Here is a 15,515-nt window from a genome sequence, read left to right as displayed (position 1 = left end):
CCAGTCCCCTTAAGACTGCAAGACGTCTGCAAGGCGCTCAAGACGGCCGCGTACGCTGCCATCAATGACCATATCACCCGAACGGATGATTACGCCTGCCATTACAGACTTATCGATTTTGCAATTCAGCTTAACTTTGCGTGACAGACGTTTTTCCATCGCAGCAGTGATCTTCGAAAGCTGTTCGGTACTCAGTTCAGTTGCTGAAGTCACTTCGACTTCAGCAGTAGCTTCACTAAGGGCACGTAAGTGCTCGAACTGCTCAAGAACATCAGGGAGCACACGCAGACGACCGTTCTCAGCCATAACCTTAATCAGGTTCTGGCCGTTGGCATCCAGTTGCTCCCCGCACACGGCGATAAACGACGCGGCGAGGGTTTCTGGCGCTAACGCACCGGAAAGCAACTCAGCCATTTGTTCGTTTTTCGTCACCTCAGCGGCAAACGCCAGCATGTTCTGCCAGCGATCGACATTTTGGTGTTCGACAGCAAAGTCAAAAGCTGCTTTGGCGTAGGGGCGAGCTACCGTAACAAATTCAGACATCAGCCCCTCCCTCCTTACAGTTCAGCGACAAGTTTGTCCACGATGTCGCTGTTAGCAGCTTCATCCACGGAACGTTCGATGATCTTCTCGGCGCCAGCAACAGCCAGAATCGCAACCTGCTTACGCAGTTCTTCACGAGCACGTTTACGCTCAGCATCAATTTCAGCCTGAGCTTGTGCCACGATCTTAGTACGTTCCTGTTCTGCTTCAGCTTTTGCTTCGTCCAGGATCTGAGAACGGCGTTTGTTAGCCTGTTCAATGATTACCTGAGCTTCAGCTTTCGCTTTTTTCAGCTGGTCTGTCGCGTTGGCCTGTGCAAGGTCCAAATCTTTCTTAGCGCGTTCTGCGGAAGCCAGACCGTCAGCAATTTCTTTCTGACGTTTTTCGATGGCAGCCATTAATGGCGGCCATACATACTTCATGCAGAACCAGACAAAGAGAATAAACGCGATGGCCTGGCCGAGGATTGTTGCGTTCATGTTCACAGCACAATACCTCTTTAATTTCTGTGGCTTAGGGTTTTAAAACTACTACTACGCGACAGCAAACATCACGTACAGACCCAGACCTACAGCGATCATTGGGATAGCATCCACCAGACCCATAACGATAAAGAACTGAGTACGCAGCAGAGGAATCAGATCCGGTTGACGCGCTGCGCCTTCCAGGAATTTGCCCCCGAGGATGCCGATACCGATCGCAGCACCGATAGCCGCCAGACCCATCATCACAGCGGCAGCCATGTACAGCAGATCCATATTCAGGTTTTCCATGACAGTCTCCAGTTTGTTTCAATTAAAACGTAGTAGTGTTGGTAAAGAATCAGTGCTCTTCAGATGCCATCGACAGATAGACAATCGTCAGAACCATGAAGATAAAGGCTTGCAGCGTAATGATCAGGATGTGGAAAATGGCCCATGGCACATTAAGAATCCACTGTGACCACCACGGCAGAAGACCCGCGATCAGAATGAAAATCAGCTCACCCGCATACATGTTGCCGAACAGTCGCAGACCCAGTGAAACAGGTTTGGACAGCAGGCTAACGCCTTCCAGGATCAGGTTGACCGGAATAAACGCCCAGTGGTTGAACGGCTGCAAGGTAAGCTCTTTCACAAAGCCGCTTACGCCTTTCATTTTGATGCTGTAGAAAAGAATCAGGATGAATACACCGAGCGCCATCGACAGAGTGATGTTCACGTCTGCGGACGGAACCACGCGCAGTGCAGGCAGACCGAGGACGTGCTCGCCGATCCACGGAATAAAATCGATAGGCAGCAGGTCCATCAGGTTCATCAGGAAGACCCAAACGAACACAGTCAGGGCCAGCGGAGCAATCAGCTTGCTCTTGCCATGGTACATGTCTTTCACGCTGCCATGGACAAAGCCGATGATCATTTCGATGAACGTCTGGAATTTCCCTGGAACACCGCTGGTCGCTCTTTTAGCAACACCGCGGAACATGGCCAGGAACAGAAGACCCAAAACCACCGAGAAGAACATGGAGTCGATGTTGATCGTCCAGAAGGTGGCCGGGGGGTTATGCGGATCGACCAGCGAGAATGTACGCAGGTCCAACTGAAGGTTATTCAGATGGTGACCTATGTAATCCTGCGGCGTCATATTTTCTGAAGCCATGATGCCTTTTACCCTTTGTTGTTGATTACAGCTGGAGCCAGAACTTGTACCACCAGCACCAAAACCCACGTAGCTATCAGCGGCATGAATACCACTTTCAAAACCGCCAGCGCCATCACCAGTAGAGCAAAGGTTAACAACACCTTACACACTTCGCCGAGGGCGAAGGACCAGGCCACGCGGCCTTTGGCAGGTGTATGCGCCTGATGACGCCAGGCAAAAATCATAAACAACACGTTTGGCAGAACCACCGCCAAACCCCCGCACACGGCGGAGATGCCCCAGAAGGGGTCTTTGAGGCTAAACAGCAGTCCACTTGCTATCACAGCCAGAAACTGAATGAACAGAAGCTTACGAGCAACGTTTCTACTCAAGAGCGACACAGACATCACGTTTTTACTCCTGCTCCCTTTGAGGTATGTCGCGTGTCGTATAAAACGTCCTTTAAGGCTCAGAGTCAAGCATCAAAAAGCGGACAAATTATACGGTGCGCCCCCGTGATTTCAAACATTAAGTAGCGAAAAGGTGAATAAATGTTTAAATATTTTTCCCCACCGCTATTTTTTAACTTTTCGTGAAACCGCAGGCCTTCCAACAAAACTGCAAACCGCGCGAAAACGTTGACGATAAAGCGTGCACGAGATCACAAAATACACATTTACGATAAGGTTGTATTTATCAAAGACGTAAATCGGTTTATTTCATCTTTATGATATTAAAGATAAATTGTCGTAACTATTTTCAAAACAGCCCTGTATACAACAAAAACCTTTCATTGACATTCTTAATAAATATTTAACATTCCCACCTTATTGCGACTTTTCACTTTTAGCAGGCTGATATTTTCGTTGTTGACTATTCTCCAGGGTAACCATGCGAATAACGTTAACCCAAAGAAAATCCATGGTAACAACAAGGTTAAATTAACTTCAGCAAAATCTCTTTAGTTGTGCTGTTTTTTAACACTATAAGAACAGCACAAATTCCACATTTTTTATTAATTATTTAAAAATTGTTTGGCTTAATTATCACCAGATGGCGTTCGCCTTCGAGTTGAGGAATGTTTAATTTCTCAATAGATTCGACTGAAAAACCAACAGGAAGTTGTTCAATCTCCTCACCAGGCAACTGCCCTTTCAGCGCATAAAAACGGCCATTTTGTGCAGGCAAATGCTTGCACCAGCTCACCATGTCGTTGAGTGATGCAAATGCACGGCTGATAACACCGTCAAACGGTGGTTCCGCCGGGAACTCCTCTACCCTGCTCTGTACGGGTGTGATGTTATCAAGCTGCAATTCATGCTGCACCTGGCGTAAGAAACGTACGCGTTTTCCCAGGCTGTCCAGCAGCGTGAAATGGCACTCAGGACGAACAATCGACAACGGCACGCCAGGCAGGCCCGGACCCGTCCCGACGTCGATAAAGCGCTCACCTTGCAGATGCGGGGCAACCACGATGCTATCGAGGATATGGCGAACGAGCATCTCGTTGGGATCGCGTACGGAAGTCAGGTTGTACGCTTTGTTCCATTTGTTCAGCATATCGACATAGGCCACCAGCTGATTTTTCTGGTGATCGGTGAGCGAAATACCTGCTTCATCCAGCAGACGAGAGAGTTTATTGAGCACGGTGAATACCTGTTTAGAGATTTTTCGCCCGGTGGCGCTGTCGCTTACCGGGCCTACGAATAAGTAGGGCAGGTAAGCGAAGCGCCACCCGCCAAAAAGCAATGTTCAAGGAACTACGCGCTGCGGCGCAACATACCTTGTTTTTTCAACCACACCAGCAGAATCGAAATCGCGGCAGGCGTGACGCCGGAGATACGTGATGCCTGGCCGATCGACACAGGCTTGTGATCGTTCAGTTTGGCGATCACTTCATTGGAAAGACCTGTCACCTGACGATAGTCCAGCATTTCCGGCAGCAACGTGTTTTCGTTACGTTGCTGTTTTTCGATCTCATCCTGCTGACGCGCGATGTAGCCTTCGTACTTCACCTGGATTTCGACCTGCTCTGCCGCTTCAACGTCTTCAAGACCCGGCGCGAACGCGGTCAGTTTGACCAGGTTCTCATAGGTCACTTCCGGGCGACGCAGTAAATCTTCACCGCTGGCTTCGCGCGAGAGCGGCGCAGTCAAGTGAGCGTTCACTTCGGCAGCAGTTTCTGCCTGTGGATTCACCCACGTTGTTTTCAGGCGCTGACGTTCCTGTTCGATGCGTTCCAGCTTCTCGTTGAAACGCGCCCAGCGTTCGTCATCCACCAGACCCAGCTCACGACCCATTTCGGTCAGACGCAGATCGGCGTTGTCTTCGCGCAGCATCAGGCGATATTCCGCGCGGGACGTAAACATACGGTACGGTTCTTTGGTGCCCAGGGTGCAAAGATCATCGACCAGCACGCCCAGGTAAGCCTGGGAACGACCCGGAGCCCAGCCCTCTTTCTCGGCAGAGAAGCGCGCGGCGTTAAGACCCGCAAGCAGGCCCTGTGCGGCAGCTTCTTCGTAACCTGTTGTGCCGTTGATCTGACCAGCGAAGAACAGCCCATGGATGAACTTGCTCTCCAGGGTTGGCTTCAGGTCACGCGGATCGAAGAAATCGTATTCAATAGCGTAGCCTGGACGAACAATTTTAGCGTTCTCCATGCCCTGCATTGAGCGAACAATTTGCATCTGCACATCAAACGGCAGGCTGGTGGAAATACCGTTCGGATAAATTTCGTTAGACGTCAGTCCTTCCGGCTCGAGGAAGATCTGGTGCTGGTTACGATCGGCAAAGCGCATCACTTTGTCTTCGATCGACGGGCAGTAGCGTGGGCCGATCCCTTCGATCACGCCAGCATACATTGGGCTACGATCGAGATTATTACGGATCACGTCATGGGTTTTTTCGTTGGTGTGCGTGATGTAGCAAGGAACCTGCTGCGGATGCTGAGCCGCATTGCCCATGAACGAGAACACCGGCATTGGGTTGTCACCATGCTGTTGCGCCAGCACGCTGAAATCAATGGTTCGAGCATCGATACGCGGCGGCGTACCGGTTTTCAGGCGGCTGACGCGCAGCGGCAGCTCACGCAAACGACGAGAAAGCGGAATGGACGGCGGATCGCCAGCACGGCCACCGCTGTAGTTATCCAGACCGATATGGATTTTGCCATCCAGGAATGTCCCGACGGTCAGCACTACCGCTTTAGCACGGAATTTGAGGCCCATCTGGGTCACCGCGCCGACAACGCGATCGTTCTCAACGATAAGATCTTCCACCGCTTGCTGGAAGATCATCAAATTCGGTTGGTTCTCCAGTGCGGTACGCACTGCCTGGCGGTAAAGCACGCGGTCTGCCTGGGCTCGGGTCGCACGGACAGCCGGGCCTTTACTCGCGTTTAGTATCCTAAACTGGATGCCTGCCTGATCGATCGCTTTCGCCATCAGGCCGCCAAGTGCATCCACTTCTTTTACCAGGTGTCCTTTCCCAATGCCGCCAATCGCCGGATTACAGGACATCTGTCCAAGCGTGTCGATATTGTGTGTCAAAAGCAGGGTCTGCTGACCCATACGCGCTGCGGCCATTGCGGCCTCAGTGCCTGCATGACCCCCGCCAATGATGATGACGTCAAAAGGATCCTGATAAAACATGGTGGTCTGCCTCGCGTAAAGCGGTATGAAAATGGATTGAAGCCCGGGCCGTGGATTCTACTCAACTTTAGTCTTTCGAGAAAGCATTGGGATCCTGGGCTATTAAAAAGAAGATCTTTTTATTTAGAGATCTGTTCTATTGTGATCTCTTATTAGGATCGCCTCTCCCTGTGGGTAAGTCCGATCTCGCAAAGAAGATCATGCAGTTAGAAAGGATCGTTTGCTGTGAATGATCGGTGATCCTGGACCGTATAAGCTGGGATCAGATCGCGACTTTATACACAGGCCAAAAACGGGACGCGAGTTATTCTTTGGATAACTACCGCTTAATACGAGCTTTTAACCAGAGTTATCCACATCTGTTCGCGCGATCTTTAATCGTTTTTGAGTAAATTTTTCCATTCTTCCAGCCAAATCTCTGCTGGATCCTCTGGAATATCGTGTTCGAGGATGTTGATCTTGAGTGTTTCACCGAGCTGTTTGGCTCCAGATGACTTCACTGCGGCTTCTATTTTCTCTACTGCACCACAGAAGGTGTCATATTCACGGCTGCCGATACCGACTGCACCGAAACGTACGGCTGACAGGTCGGGTTGTTGCTCCAGCAGTTCGTCATATAAAGGTTGCAGGTTGTCCGGGATATCGCCCGCACCGTGCGTAGAAGTGATCAGTAGCCAGATCCCGGCAGTCGGAAGATCTTCCAGTAACGGCCCGTGCAGGGTTTCGGTGGAAAAACCGGCATCTTCCAGCTTTTCGGCCAGATGTTCTGCAACGTATTCCGCGCCGCCCAGGGTGCTGCCACTGATAAGAGTAATGTCCGCCATTGATCGCTCGCTCATATTAAGAGGCGGCCATTGTACGCTGTGAACGAGCTGGGATCTACCTGTGGAAAATGTGGGAATGAATTTGCCCGATCATGGGCGGATAGTCCGCATGATCGGGTTTTGCAGGGAGATCAGTGTCTCGGTGGACTGAATTTCATCGATTGTTTGGATCTTGTTGATAAGTACCTGCTGGAGCGCATCGATGGATCGGCACATCACTTTGATAAAGATGCTGTAGTGCCCGGTGGTGTAGTACGCCTCGGTGACTTCATCGAGTGCATTCAGCTTTTCCAGCGCAGAGGGATAATCTTTGGCGCTCTTAAGGATGATGCCAATAAAACAGCAGACGTCGTAACCCAGCTGTTTTGGACTGACATCGATACGTGCACCGGTAATGATCCCTGCCTGCTTCATCTTCTCTACACGCACGTGAATGGTTCCGGGGCTGACGCCAAACTGTTTTGCCAGTTCTGCATAGGCGGTACGTGCATTGGCCATTAACGCTTCCAGGATGCCGCGGTCCAGATTGTCGATCTGATAATTTTCCATAGGTTTTTCTTATGAAGATTAGTGAATCACTCTATTCTAGCGTCATATTTTAACGAATCAAAAGTGAAGGTGGCTTTTTGTTGTTGGATTATTGAATTGAGTGCCATTTTTGTTGCTTAATCAATATCAACAGGACGCAGGAGTATAAATAATGAAAACCGCTTACATCGCAAAACAACGCCAGATCAGCTTCGTTAAATCCCACTTTTCCCGTCAGCTGGAAGATAAGCTCGGCCTGGTTGAAGTTCAGGCTCCAATCTTAAGCCGCGTAGGAGACGGGACACAGGATAACTTGTCTGGTTGCGAAAAAGCGGTTCAGGTGAAAGTGAAAACACTGCCAGATGCCCAGTTCGAAGTGGTTCATTCACTGGCGAAATGGAAGCGTCAAACGCTGGGACAACACGACTTCAGCGCCGGCGAAGGGCTCTACACGCACATGAAAGCCCTTCGCCCTGATGAAGACCGCCTTTCCGCTATTCACTCTGTCTATGTTGACCAGTGGGACTGGGAGCGCGTAATGGGTGATGGCGAGCGTCATATCGGCACGCTGAAATCCACCGTTGAGGCGATCTACGCCGGGATCAAAGCGACTGAAGCCGCAGTGAGCAAAGAGTTTGGTCTGGCACCGTTCCTGCCGGAAACGATCCACTTTGTTCACAGCCAGGAGTTGCTGAGCCGCTTCCCGGATCTGGATGCTAAAGGCCGTGAACGCGCAATTGCAAAAGAACTGGGTGCTGTATTCCTGATGGGTATCGGCGGCAAGCTGTCTGATGGTAAGCGTCATGACGTTCGTGCGCCTGATTACGATGACTGGAGCACGGCTGGCGAGAGTGAATTTGCCGGTCTGAACGGTGACATTCTGGTCTGGAACCCGGTTCTTGAAGATGCATTTGAGCTTTCTTCAATGGGGATCCGTGTTGATGCTGCTGCGCTGAAACGCCAGCTTACCGTTACGGATGATGAAGATCGTCTCCAGCTGGAGTGGCACCAGGCGTTGTTACGTGGTGAGATGCCGCAGACCATTGGGGGTGGCATTGGGCAATCCCGCTTGACTATGCTCCTGCTGCAACTGTCGCATATTGGCCAGGTGCAATGTGGAGTTTGGCCGCAGCAGGTTCGTGAAAGCGTCGGTTCCCTTCTTTAATTAGCGTCGCCAGCGTCTGAGCAGGCGGCTACGTAACCCGGTATCAAAGCGCCAGATATGATCGAAGATGCGCATGATGCCGGGTTTGCCATTAACGGACATCGCCACAGCATGAAAACGATGCTGATGTTCGCGCTGTAACACCTTCACTTTATTTACCACATCATCCGGCAGCCGCTGGGCAATAAAGTCAGAGATCACCACCGCATCGGCATCATACCAGTCGCCACCCTGCATACGTTCGATAATGGCGCGAAAGCAGCTTGCCATATCGGTACCGCCGCGAAAGCGCTGGCTTAAGAAACGGATGGCCTGCTCAATGCCTTGCTGCCCCGTCAGTTCGTAACCCACCACCTCACTGGAAAACAGCATAATAAAGCAGCGACGTCGGTCGGCCAGGGCCACGCGCATTAGCGCCAGGCAAAAGGCCTTCGCGCATTGCTCATTAAAACCGCCCATTGAACCGGAGGTATCCACGCACACTATAAAAGGCCCGCGCGGCTGCTCATCAAAATCCTGATGCACCACCGGACGCTGGCTGATTTTTTCGTGCCAGGATTCGCCATGTAGCCGGTAAGTGAGCAGCTGCTTTTCCACCAGCCGACGATAAAACTCGTACTCCAGCTCGGTGATACCCAGCGTGCTCAGCTCAGTAGGCAACAGGCGCAAAATATCATCGCTCTGCTGTAACCCATCAACCTGTTCGGGCACTGTTGCCGGTTCACGTACCAGCGTGCGGAACGTTTCCATTGGCGCATCTTTTTTCGGGACGGATTTCGCCTCCCGCGAACGGCCCAGCTGCTCTGCGAGCTTCATGAGCTCAGGTTGCTGCGTCAGAAAGTCGCCGTATTTCACGATCAGCTGGTAATCACCGCGTCGCAGCTGCCCGGCGCTCATATCCCACAGGCGTCCGGCCGCGTTTTCGTTTTCCACCAGCACCTGCTCTAGCTGGCCGCTGAGCGTCATACGCTCCTGCACTTCGCTCAGAAGCTGTTCACGCTCTTCATCAAGCAGCTGCTGGTTAAGGGTTGTCGCTTGCACCACCATGCTGAGCCGCCAGCGCTGTAAAAACAGGGTATGCAGTGCCGGAGTAAAGGTGGCGTTATCGGTGACCAGCGTTCTGGCCTGGCTGGCAAACGGAGAGTGGACTTTATCCAGCAGAGTCAGGGTTTGCGGTAGCTGAACAATGAATTGCGGCGTGGATAACCGCTGGCACTGCTGATAGCACGCCACTTCTTCAGTGAGTTCAGGCGGGACTTCCGTTTCTTTTAAGCGCTTACGCAGATTATCCCGCCAGCGCGGGAGATCGTCGGTCATGGCCTTTTTGAGTCTGGGGAATTTTTCAAAGAAGGCCGCCAGCTGTGGAGAGGCCAGCAGAGTAATGACGACCTCTTCGATCAATCCTTCCTCGCTGACCGCCAGCATGACGTTAAGCGTATCCAGCGTTAGCATTGACGCGCCTGTTTGATCTGCGCGCCCACGTCCTGAAGGCTGGCTTCAATGCGTCCTAGCCAGTCGCTATGGATAAAGAGACACTTCTGCTGCTCGCTGAAGCGGGTATGTTGCTGATGCCATTCGGTATCCAGCGCTTCCAGCTGCTGTTTGATCTCTTCCGGCACGCTGTCTGCCGCCGTGCCGGGTAACGCAAGGCGGGAACCTTGCAGGCTAACATCGCGAAGCACCAGATGCTGACTGGTATCCACTTCTATATTAAGCAGCTGCGCAAAACCAATACCGTTGAGCTTGCCGCGGATGTCACCGCCCTTATCGAGCCACTGTGATAACGCCTCGCGCTCAAGGGTAATGTGCACCACCTGCATATCGTGGAGTTTTAGCGGTTGCTGGAGCAGAAGCGTGAGGGACGTCGCAGTGAGCTCAGTCGGCAGCTCGTAATGCGGTTTACGGGCAAACATTCCGCCAAGACGGTTAACCTTGAGCGCTGTTTTATCGCTTTGCTGCTGCTGGAGCTGCATCCGACGCTGGGCAATGGCGCCAAGCTGGTTGAGCATTGACTGCTGTCCCCAGGCCTGCCCGGTCATCAATATTTCAAGCTGTTGCTGCATCAGGTTCATGCCTTCTGCGTCATGCCACAGACAATCTTTCAGCAGGATCAGGTCAATGGGCGCAACGGCATCGCGCCCGCTGAACAGGGCGCTGGCCTGTAACAGACGGATCGCTTTTTTCCAGCGGCGATCGGAAACATAGGGGGCTGAAGGCAGTAAATCGAGCTGCTGGCGCAGCATGAAGATAAGCTCAAAAACGGCATCCGGTAGTTTGATTTTGCCGATCTCCTGCTGCCACTGATGATATTCCTCATCGGTGACCTGAAGGGAAGCGGGTACCGGGTTTTCGTTCTCATCCTGCTGGCTGACCAGCATCGAGCGGAAGTTCGATTTGTCCTGGACTTTGTCCAGCCACAGACGGATAAGCATACGGTCGTAAAGCGCTTCCAGGCTGTTGTCGGCTTCCGGAAGTTCGTTGGAGGCGGCCACCAGCAGGCGCATCGGGATTTTCTCTTCACTGGCGCCGTTACGGAAGCGACGTTCGTTAATTGCCGTAAGCAGGGTGTTCAGAATGGCCGGGCCGGCTTTCCAGATCTCATCGAGAAACACAATCTCCGCTTCCGGGAGATAGCCATCCGTCAGACGCTGATAGCGCCCTTCATCTTTTAAGGCCTGAATGGAAAGCGGACCAAAAACCTCTTCAGGGGTAGAGAATCGGGTCATCAAATATTCAAAGGCACGGGCATTCTGGAAAGCATATTTCAGCCGGCGGGCAATCAGGCTTTTCGCAATCCCCGGCGGGCCAAGCAAAAATACACTTTCACCGCTCAACGCCGCCAGTAAACACAGGCGGATAGCGTGGCTACGCTCGAAAAGGCCTTTTTCCAGCGCGCTGCTGAGGCGGGAAATTCTTTCTGCTAATAAATGTGAGTGAGCCATAATAGTTTTGCATCCTTTCGCCGTCGTGGCGGCCAATTGAAGCGAGTATAGACGTTTCAGTCAGGGCTGGTAATAGACTGAAGTGCGGCGCTATTTTCTTTGCGATACATTAACGCGGTTGCATTTAGGGGTACGATTTTGCAATTAATCGTGCATACTGTGCGCTTTTTGTGGGCCAAGGGACTAAGCACACATTTGTTATACAAACGAAAAGACTAGTCTATGAGCACTGATAATAAGCAATCATTACCCGCAATAACGCTTGCGGCGATCGGGGTTGTCTACGGTGATATCGGCACCAGCCCACTTTATACGCTTCGTGAATGTCTGTCCGGTCAGTTTGGTTTTGGTGTTGAACGTGACGCTGTGTTTGGTTTTTTGTCACTCATCTTCTGGCTGCTGATCCTGGTTGTTTCCGTTAAATATCTCTCCTTTGTTATGCGTGCTGATAACGCAGGTGAAGGCGGTATCCTGACGCTGATGTCTCTTGCCGGGCGTAACACGTCGGCCAAAATGACCTCGGTGCTAGTTATCATTGGGTTGATTGGCGGCAGCTTCTTCTATGGCGAGGTGGTGATCACCCCGGCGATTTCGGTTCTCTCGGCAATAGAGGGGCTGGAAATCATCGCGCCGCAGCTTGATACGTGGGTTGTCCCGCTGGCCATTATTGTTCTGACGCTGCTGTTTGCTATTCAGAAGCATGGCACTGGGCTTGTCGGGAAGCTGTTCGCACCGATTATGCTGGCCTGGTTCCTGATCCTGGCGGCGCTGGGGTTGCGCAGCATTATTGCGAACCCAGAAGTGCTGCACGCCCTGAACCCGCTCTGGGCAGTTAACTTCTTCCTCGAATATAAAACCGTTTCGTTTATTGCATTAGGTGCGGTCGTTCTTTCTATTACTGGTGTTGAAGCGCTGTATGCAGACATGGGGCATTTCGGCAAATTGCCTATCCGCGTGGCATGGTTTGCCGTGGTGCTGCCGTCACTGGTGCTGAACTACTTCGGCCAGGGCGCGCTGTTGCTCAAAACCCCGGAAGCCATTAAGAACCCGTTCTTCCTGCTGGCACCCGACTGGGCGCTGGTGCCGATGCTGATCCTCGCCACCCTGGCGACCGTTATCGCGTCTCAGGCGGTGATTTCCGGCGTGTTCTCCCTTACGCGTCAGGCCGTGCGTCTGGGTTATCTCTCGCCAATGCGCATTATCCATACTTCGGAAATGGAGTCGGGCCAGATCTACATTCCTTTCATTAACTGGCTGCTCTACTTTGCGGTTGTAATTGTCATTGTGAGTTTCGAGCACTCCAGCAACCTGGCTGCGGCATACGGTATTGCTGTGACCGGTACCATGGTACTGACGTCGATCCTCTCCACGACCGTGGCGTACCGGAACTGGCACTGGAATAAATTCCTGGTGGGGATGATTCTGGTGGGCTTCCTTTGTATCGACGTGCCGCTGTTCTCCGCGAACCTCGACAAGATTGTCTCCGGTGGCTGGTTGCCGCTTACCCTCGGTCTGGTGATGTTTATTGTGATGACAACGTGGAAGAGCGAACGCTTCCGTCTGCTGCGTCGTATGCATGAGCACGGTAACTCTCTGGAAGCGATGATTGTTTCTCTGGAGAAATCCCCGCCGGTTCGCGTTCCGGGCACTGCGGTGTATATGTCGCGCGCATTGAACGTTATCCCGTTCGCGCTGATGCATAACCTCAAGCACAACAAAGTGCTGCATGAACGCGTGATCCTGCTGACGCTGCGTACTGAAGATGCGCCATATGTTCATAACGTGCGTCGTGTCCAGATTGAGCAACTGTCGCCAACCTTCTGGCGCGTGGTGGCGAGCTACGGCTGGCGCGAAACGCCTAACGTGGAAGAGGTGTTCCACCGCTGCGGTCTGGAAGGGCTGAACTGCCGCATGATGGAGACCTCGTTCTTCATGTCGCATGAGTCGCTGATTATTGGTAAGCGGCCGTGGTATCTGCGTCTGCGTGGCAAGCTGTACCTTATCCTGCAACGTAACGCCCTGCGCGCCCCTGATCAGTTTGAGATCCCGCCTAACCGCGTGATTGAGCTTGGGACACAGGTCGAGATTTAAGTCCTCTTTGAAATGCCGGGTGGCGCTGCGCTTACCCGGCCTACTCTACCCGTAGGCCCGCGCAAGCGAAGCGCCGCCGGGCAATTCTCCCTCTCCACATTTCACTTAGCGAAACGTTTCGACGTTGATCACAAATCTGTTACGTCATGATGGTTTTCTGAACACTAGTGGGTCTACACTGTATTCAGCGAAACGTTTCGCTAGTGGAGCAAGAAAATGAAGAAAGGCACTGTACTCAACTCAGAAATCTCATCGGTTATCTCCCGTCTTGGGCATACCGATACGCTGGTGGTTTGCGATGCAGGCTTACCGGTTCCGCGCAGCACAACCCGTATCGATATGGCGTTAACGCAGGGCGTGCCCTCGTTTATGCAGGTACTGGACGTGGTAACAGCGGAGATGCAGGTTGAGGCAGCCATTCTCGCGACGGAGATCAAACAACATAATCCGCAACTCCACGAAACGTTGCTCGGCCACATTGAGCAACTGCAAAAACACCAGGGAAACACCATAGAAATTCGTTACACAACGCACGAACAGTTCAAACAACAAACCGCAGACAGTCAGGCGGTGATTCGCAGCGGGGAGTGTTCCCCGTATGCGAATATTATTCTCTGTGCTGGCGTCACTTTCTGAGGCCATCATGGACGCATTATTGCAACTCAAAGGGATCGATAAATCGTTCCCTGGCGTAAAAGCCCTCTCCGGTGCCGCGCTGAACGTATACGCCGGGCGCGTGATGGCGCTGGTGGGCGAAAACGGCGCTGGCAAATCCACCATGATGAAAGTGCTGACCGGTATCTATCAACGCGATGCAGGCTCACTCACGTGGCTGGGTAAAGAAACCACCTTCAACGGCCCAAAATCATCCCAGGAAGCCGGTATCGGCATTATCCACCAGGAGCTGAACCTGATCCCGCAACTCACCATTGCGGAAAACATCTTCCTGGGGCGCGAATTCGTAAACCGGTTTGGCAAAATCGACTGGAAAACGATGTACGCCGAAGCGGACAAACTGCTGGCGAAGCTGAACCTGCGCTTTAAAAGCGACCGCCTGGTGGGCGATCTCTCCATCGGCGATCAGCAGATGGTGGAAATCGCTAAGGTGCTGAGCTTTGAGTCAAAGGTCATCATTATGGATGAACCGACCGACGCCCTGACCGATACCGAAACCGAATCCCTGTTCCGTGTTATCCGCGAGCTGAAGTCGCAGGGGCGCGGGATTGTCTATATCTCTCACCGTATGAAAGAGATCTTCGAGATTTGCGACGACGTAACCGTCTTCCGCGACGGGCAGTTTATTGCCGAGCGCGAAGTGGCCACGCTGACCGAAGATACCCTGATCGAAATGATGGTGGGACGTAAGCTCGAAGATCAGTACCCGCATCTGGATAAAGCGCCGGGAGAAATCCGCCTGAAGGTGGACAACCTCTGCGGACCGGGTGTGAACGATGTAACCTTTACCCTGCGTCAGGGTGAAATCCTCGGCGTAGCGGGCCTGATGGGCGCGGGACGTACCGAACTGATGAAAGTGCTCTACGGCGCACTGCCGCGCACCAGCGGTTATGTCACCCTTGATGGCCATGAAGTTGTCACTCGCTCTCCGCAAGATGGTCTGGCGAATGGCATCGTCTATATTTCTGAAGACCGTAAGCGCGACGGCTTAGTTCTGGGCATGTCGGTGAAAGAGAATATGTCTCTTACCGCACTGCGCTATTTCAGCCATAGCGGTGGTAGCCTGAAGCACAAAGACGAACAGCAGGCGGTCAGCGATTTTATCCGTCTCTTTAACGTCAAAACGCCGTCGATGGAGCAAGCAATTGGCCTGTTGTCCGGCGGTAATCAGCAGAAGGTGGCCATTGCGCGCGGTCTGATGACGCGCCCGAAAGTGCTGATCCTTGATGAGCCAACCCGTGGTGTGGACGTGGGCGCGAAAAAAGAGATTTATCAGCTGATTAACCAGTTCAAGGCCGACGGTCTGAGCATCATTCTGGTCTCTTCCGAGATGCCAGAAGTATTAGGCATGAGCGATCGCATTATCGTCATGCATGAAGGGCATCTCGGCGGTGAATTCACTCGCGAGCAGGCCACCCAGGAAGTTCTGATGGCTGCCGCTGTGGGCAAGCTTAATCGCGTGAATCAGGAGTAAGAA

The 15,515-nt window shown here is 52.4% G+C and carries 15 protein-coding genes; 4 read left to right on the top strand and 11 right to left on the bottom strand.

Annotation, left to right across the window (positions count from 1 at the left end; genetic code table 11):
- Window positions 1–9: 9 nt before the first annotated feature.
- The 9 genes from atpH to asnC all read right to left on the bottom strand — a co-directional run bounded on the left by atpH (window position 10) and on the right by asnC (window position 7,186).
- The gene (atpH, locus tag ACT9TW_RS05220; RefSeq protein ID WP_182063064.1) at window positions 10–543 is read right to left on the bottom strand and encodes a F0F1 ATP synthase subunit delta; all 534 of its coding nucleotides are present in this window, start codon (window positions 541–543) and stop codon (window positions 10–12) included.
- Between the two features lie 14 nt (window positions 544–557).
- Complete coding sequence (gene atpF / locus ACT9TW_RS05215) at window positions 558–1,028, bottom strand: F0F1 ATP synthase subunit B (RefSeq protein WP_015961084.1); 471 nt, start codon at window positions 1,026–1,028, stop codon at window positions 558–560.
- 48 nt (window positions 1,029–1,076) lie between these two features.
- Window positions 1,077–1,316, bottom strand: coding sequence for a F0F1 ATP synthase subunit C (gene atpE, locus ACT9TW_RS05210; protein ID WP_000429386.1), 240 nt, complete (start codon window positions 1,314–1,316; stop codon window positions 1,077–1,079).
- A gap of 49 nt (window positions 1,317–1,365) precedes the next feature.
- Window positions 1,366–2,181, bottom strand: coding sequence for a F0F1 ATP synthase subunit A (gene atpB, locus ACT9TW_RS05205; RefSeq protein WP_129994687.1), 816 nt, complete (start codon window positions 2,179–2,181; stop codon window positions 1,366–1,368).
- Window positions 2,182–2,189: 8 nt separating this feature from the next.
- Complete coding sequence (atpI, locus tag ACT9TW_RS05200; RefSeq protein WP_008500194.1) at window positions 2,190–2,570, bottom strand: F0F1 ATP synthase subunit I; 381 nt, start codon at window positions 2,568–2,570, stop codon at window positions 2,190–2,192.
- A gap of 616 nt (window positions 2,571–3,186) precedes the next feature.
- Window positions 3,187–3,810: a 16S rRNA (guanine(527)-N(7))-methyltransferase RsmG gene (rsmG, locus tag ACT9TW_RS05195; RefSeq protein ID WP_182063062.1), complete on the bottom strand. Its 624-nt coding sequence runs from the start codon at window positions 3,808–3,810 to the stop codon at window positions 3,187–3,189.
- Window positions 3,811–3,923: 113 nt separating this feature from the next.
- A complete protein-coding gene (mnmG, locus tag ACT9TW_RS05190; protein WP_182063061.1) occupies window positions 3,924–5,813 on the bottom strand; it encodes a tRNA uridine-5-carboxymethylaminomethyl(34) synthesis enzyme MnmG in 1,890 nt (629 codons plus the stop codon).
- A 374-nt stretch (window positions 5,814–6,187) separates the two neighbouring features.
- Window positions 6,188–6,637 carry an FMN-binding protein MioC gene (gene mioC, locus ACT9TW_RS05185; RefSeq protein ID WP_182063060.1) on the bottom strand — a complete coding sequence of 150 codons (450 nt, stop codon included), beginning with the start codon at window positions 6,635–6,637 and terminating at the stop codon, window positions 6,188–6,190.
- 90 nt (window positions 6,638–6,727) lie between these two features.
- Window positions 6,728–7,186, bottom strand: a complete 459-nt coding sequence (asnC, locus tag ACT9TW_RS05180; RefSeq protein ID WP_003862383.1) for a transcriptional regulator AsnC — start codon at window positions 7,184–7,186, stop codon at window positions 6,728–6,730.
- 151 nt (window positions 7,187–7,337) lie between these two features.
- Between asnC and asnA the strand changes: the two genes are divergently transcribed.
- Window positions 7,338–8,330 carry an aspartate--ammonia ligase gene (gene asnA / locus ACT9TW_RS05175; RefSeq protein WP_446491802.1) on the top strand — a complete coding sequence of 331 codons (993 nt, stop codon included), beginning with the start codon at window positions 7,338–7,340 and terminating at the stop codon, window positions 8,328–8,330.
- On the opposite strand, the gene viaA is transcribed toward asnA, so the two are convergent.
- Together viaA and ravA are read right to left on the bottom strand one after the other, a co-directional pair.
- Entirely contained in the window at window positions 8,331–9,782 is a 1,452-nt protein-coding gene (gene viaA, locus ACT9TW_RS05170) for an ATPase RavA stimulator ViaA (protein WP_446491801.1), read from the bottom strand. It abuts the gene before it with no gap.
- Entirely contained in the window at window positions 9,776–11,272 is a 1,497-nt protein-coding gene (gene ravA, locus ACT9TW_RS05165; protein WP_446491800.1) for an ATPase RavA, read from the bottom strand. The genes viaA and ravA overlap by 7 nt, the downstream gene beginning before the upstream one ends.
- A 222-nt stretch (window positions 11,273–11,494) precedes the next feature.
- Here ravA and kup point away from each other — a divergent pair, with 222 nt between their 5' ends.
- From kup to rbsA, 3 genes are all read left to right on the top strand, one after another.
- The gene (kup, locus tag ACT9TW_RS05160; RefSeq protein WP_182063056.1) at window positions 11,495–13,363 is read left to right on the top strand and encodes a low affinity potassium transporter Kup; all 1,869 of its coding nucleotides are present in this window, start codon (window positions 11,495–11,497) and stop codon (window positions 13,361–13,363) included.
- Window positions 13,364–13,579: 216 nt separating this feature from the next.
- A complete protein-coding gene (gene rbsD / locus ACT9TW_RS05155; RefSeq protein ID WP_182063055.1) occupies window positions 13,580–13,999 on the top strand; it encodes a D-ribose pyranase in 420 nt (139 codons plus the stop codon).
- 7 nt (window positions 14,000–14,006) lie between these two features.
- Window positions 14,007–15,512: a ribose ABC transporter ATP-binding protein RbsA gene (rbsA, locus tag ACT9TW_RS05150; RefSeq protein ID WP_182063496.1), complete on the top strand. Its 1,506-nt coding sequence runs from the start codon at window positions 14,007–14,009 to the stop codon at window positions 15,510–15,512.
- Window positions 15,513–15,515 lie beyond the last annotated feature (3 nt).

The organism is Enterobacter sp. C4G1, from assembly GCF_052886895.1.
This window is presented reverse-complemented; position numbering and strand designations above follow the sequence as displayed.

Excerpts from the sequence above, each read along its gene's own strand:
- atpH (WP_182063064.1), bottom strand. The coding sequence starts at position 543 with ATGTCTGAATTTGTTACGGTAGCTCGCCCCTACGCCAAAGCAGCTTTT.
- atpE (WP_000429386.1), bottom strand. The coding sequence starts at position 1,316 with ATGGAAAACCTGAATATGGATCTGCTGTACATGGCTGCCGCTGTGATG.
- atpB (WP_129994687.1), bottom strand. The coding sequence starts at position 2,181 with ATGGCTTCAGAAAATATGACGCCGCAGGATTACATAGGTCACCATCTG.
- atpI (WP_008500194.1), bottom strand. The coding sequence starts at position 2,570 with ATGTCTGTGTCGCTCTTGAGTAGAAACGTTGCTCGTAAGCTTCTGTTC.
- mnmG (WP_182063061.1), bottom strand. The coding sequence starts at position 5,813 with ATGTTTTATCAGGATCCTTTTGACGTCATCATCATTGGCGGGGGTCAT.
- mioC (WP_182063060.1), bottom strand. The coding sequence starts at position 6,637 with ATGGCGGACATTACTCTTATCAGTGGCAGCACCCTGGGCGGCGCGGAA.
- asnC (WP_003862383.1), bottom strand. The coding sequence starts at position 7,186 with ATGGAAAATTATCAGATCGACAATCTGGACCGCGGCATCCTGGAAGCG.
- asnA (WP_446491802.1), top strand. The coding sequence starts at position 7,338 with ATGAAAACCGCTTACATCGCAAAACAACGCCAGATCAGCTTCGTTAAA.
- viaA (WP_446491801.1), bottom strand. The coding sequence starts at position 9,782 with ATGCTAACGCTGGATACGCTTAACGTCATGCTGGCGGTCAGCGAGGAA.
- ravA (WP_446491800.1), bottom strand. The coding sequence starts at position 11,272 with ATGGCTCACTCACATTTATTAGCAGAAAGAATTTCCCGCCTCAGCAGC.
- kup (WP_182063056.1), top strand. The coding sequence starts at position 11,495 with ATGAGCACTGATAATAAGCAATCATTACCCGCAATAACGCTTGCGGCG.
- rbsD (WP_182063055.1), top strand. The coding sequence starts at position 13,580 with ATGAAGAAAGGCACTGTACTCAACTCAGAAATCTCATCGGTTATCTCC.
- rbsA (WP_182063496.1), top strand. The coding sequence starts at position 14,007 with ATGGACGCATTATTGCAACTCAAAGGGATCGATAAATCGTTCCCTGGC.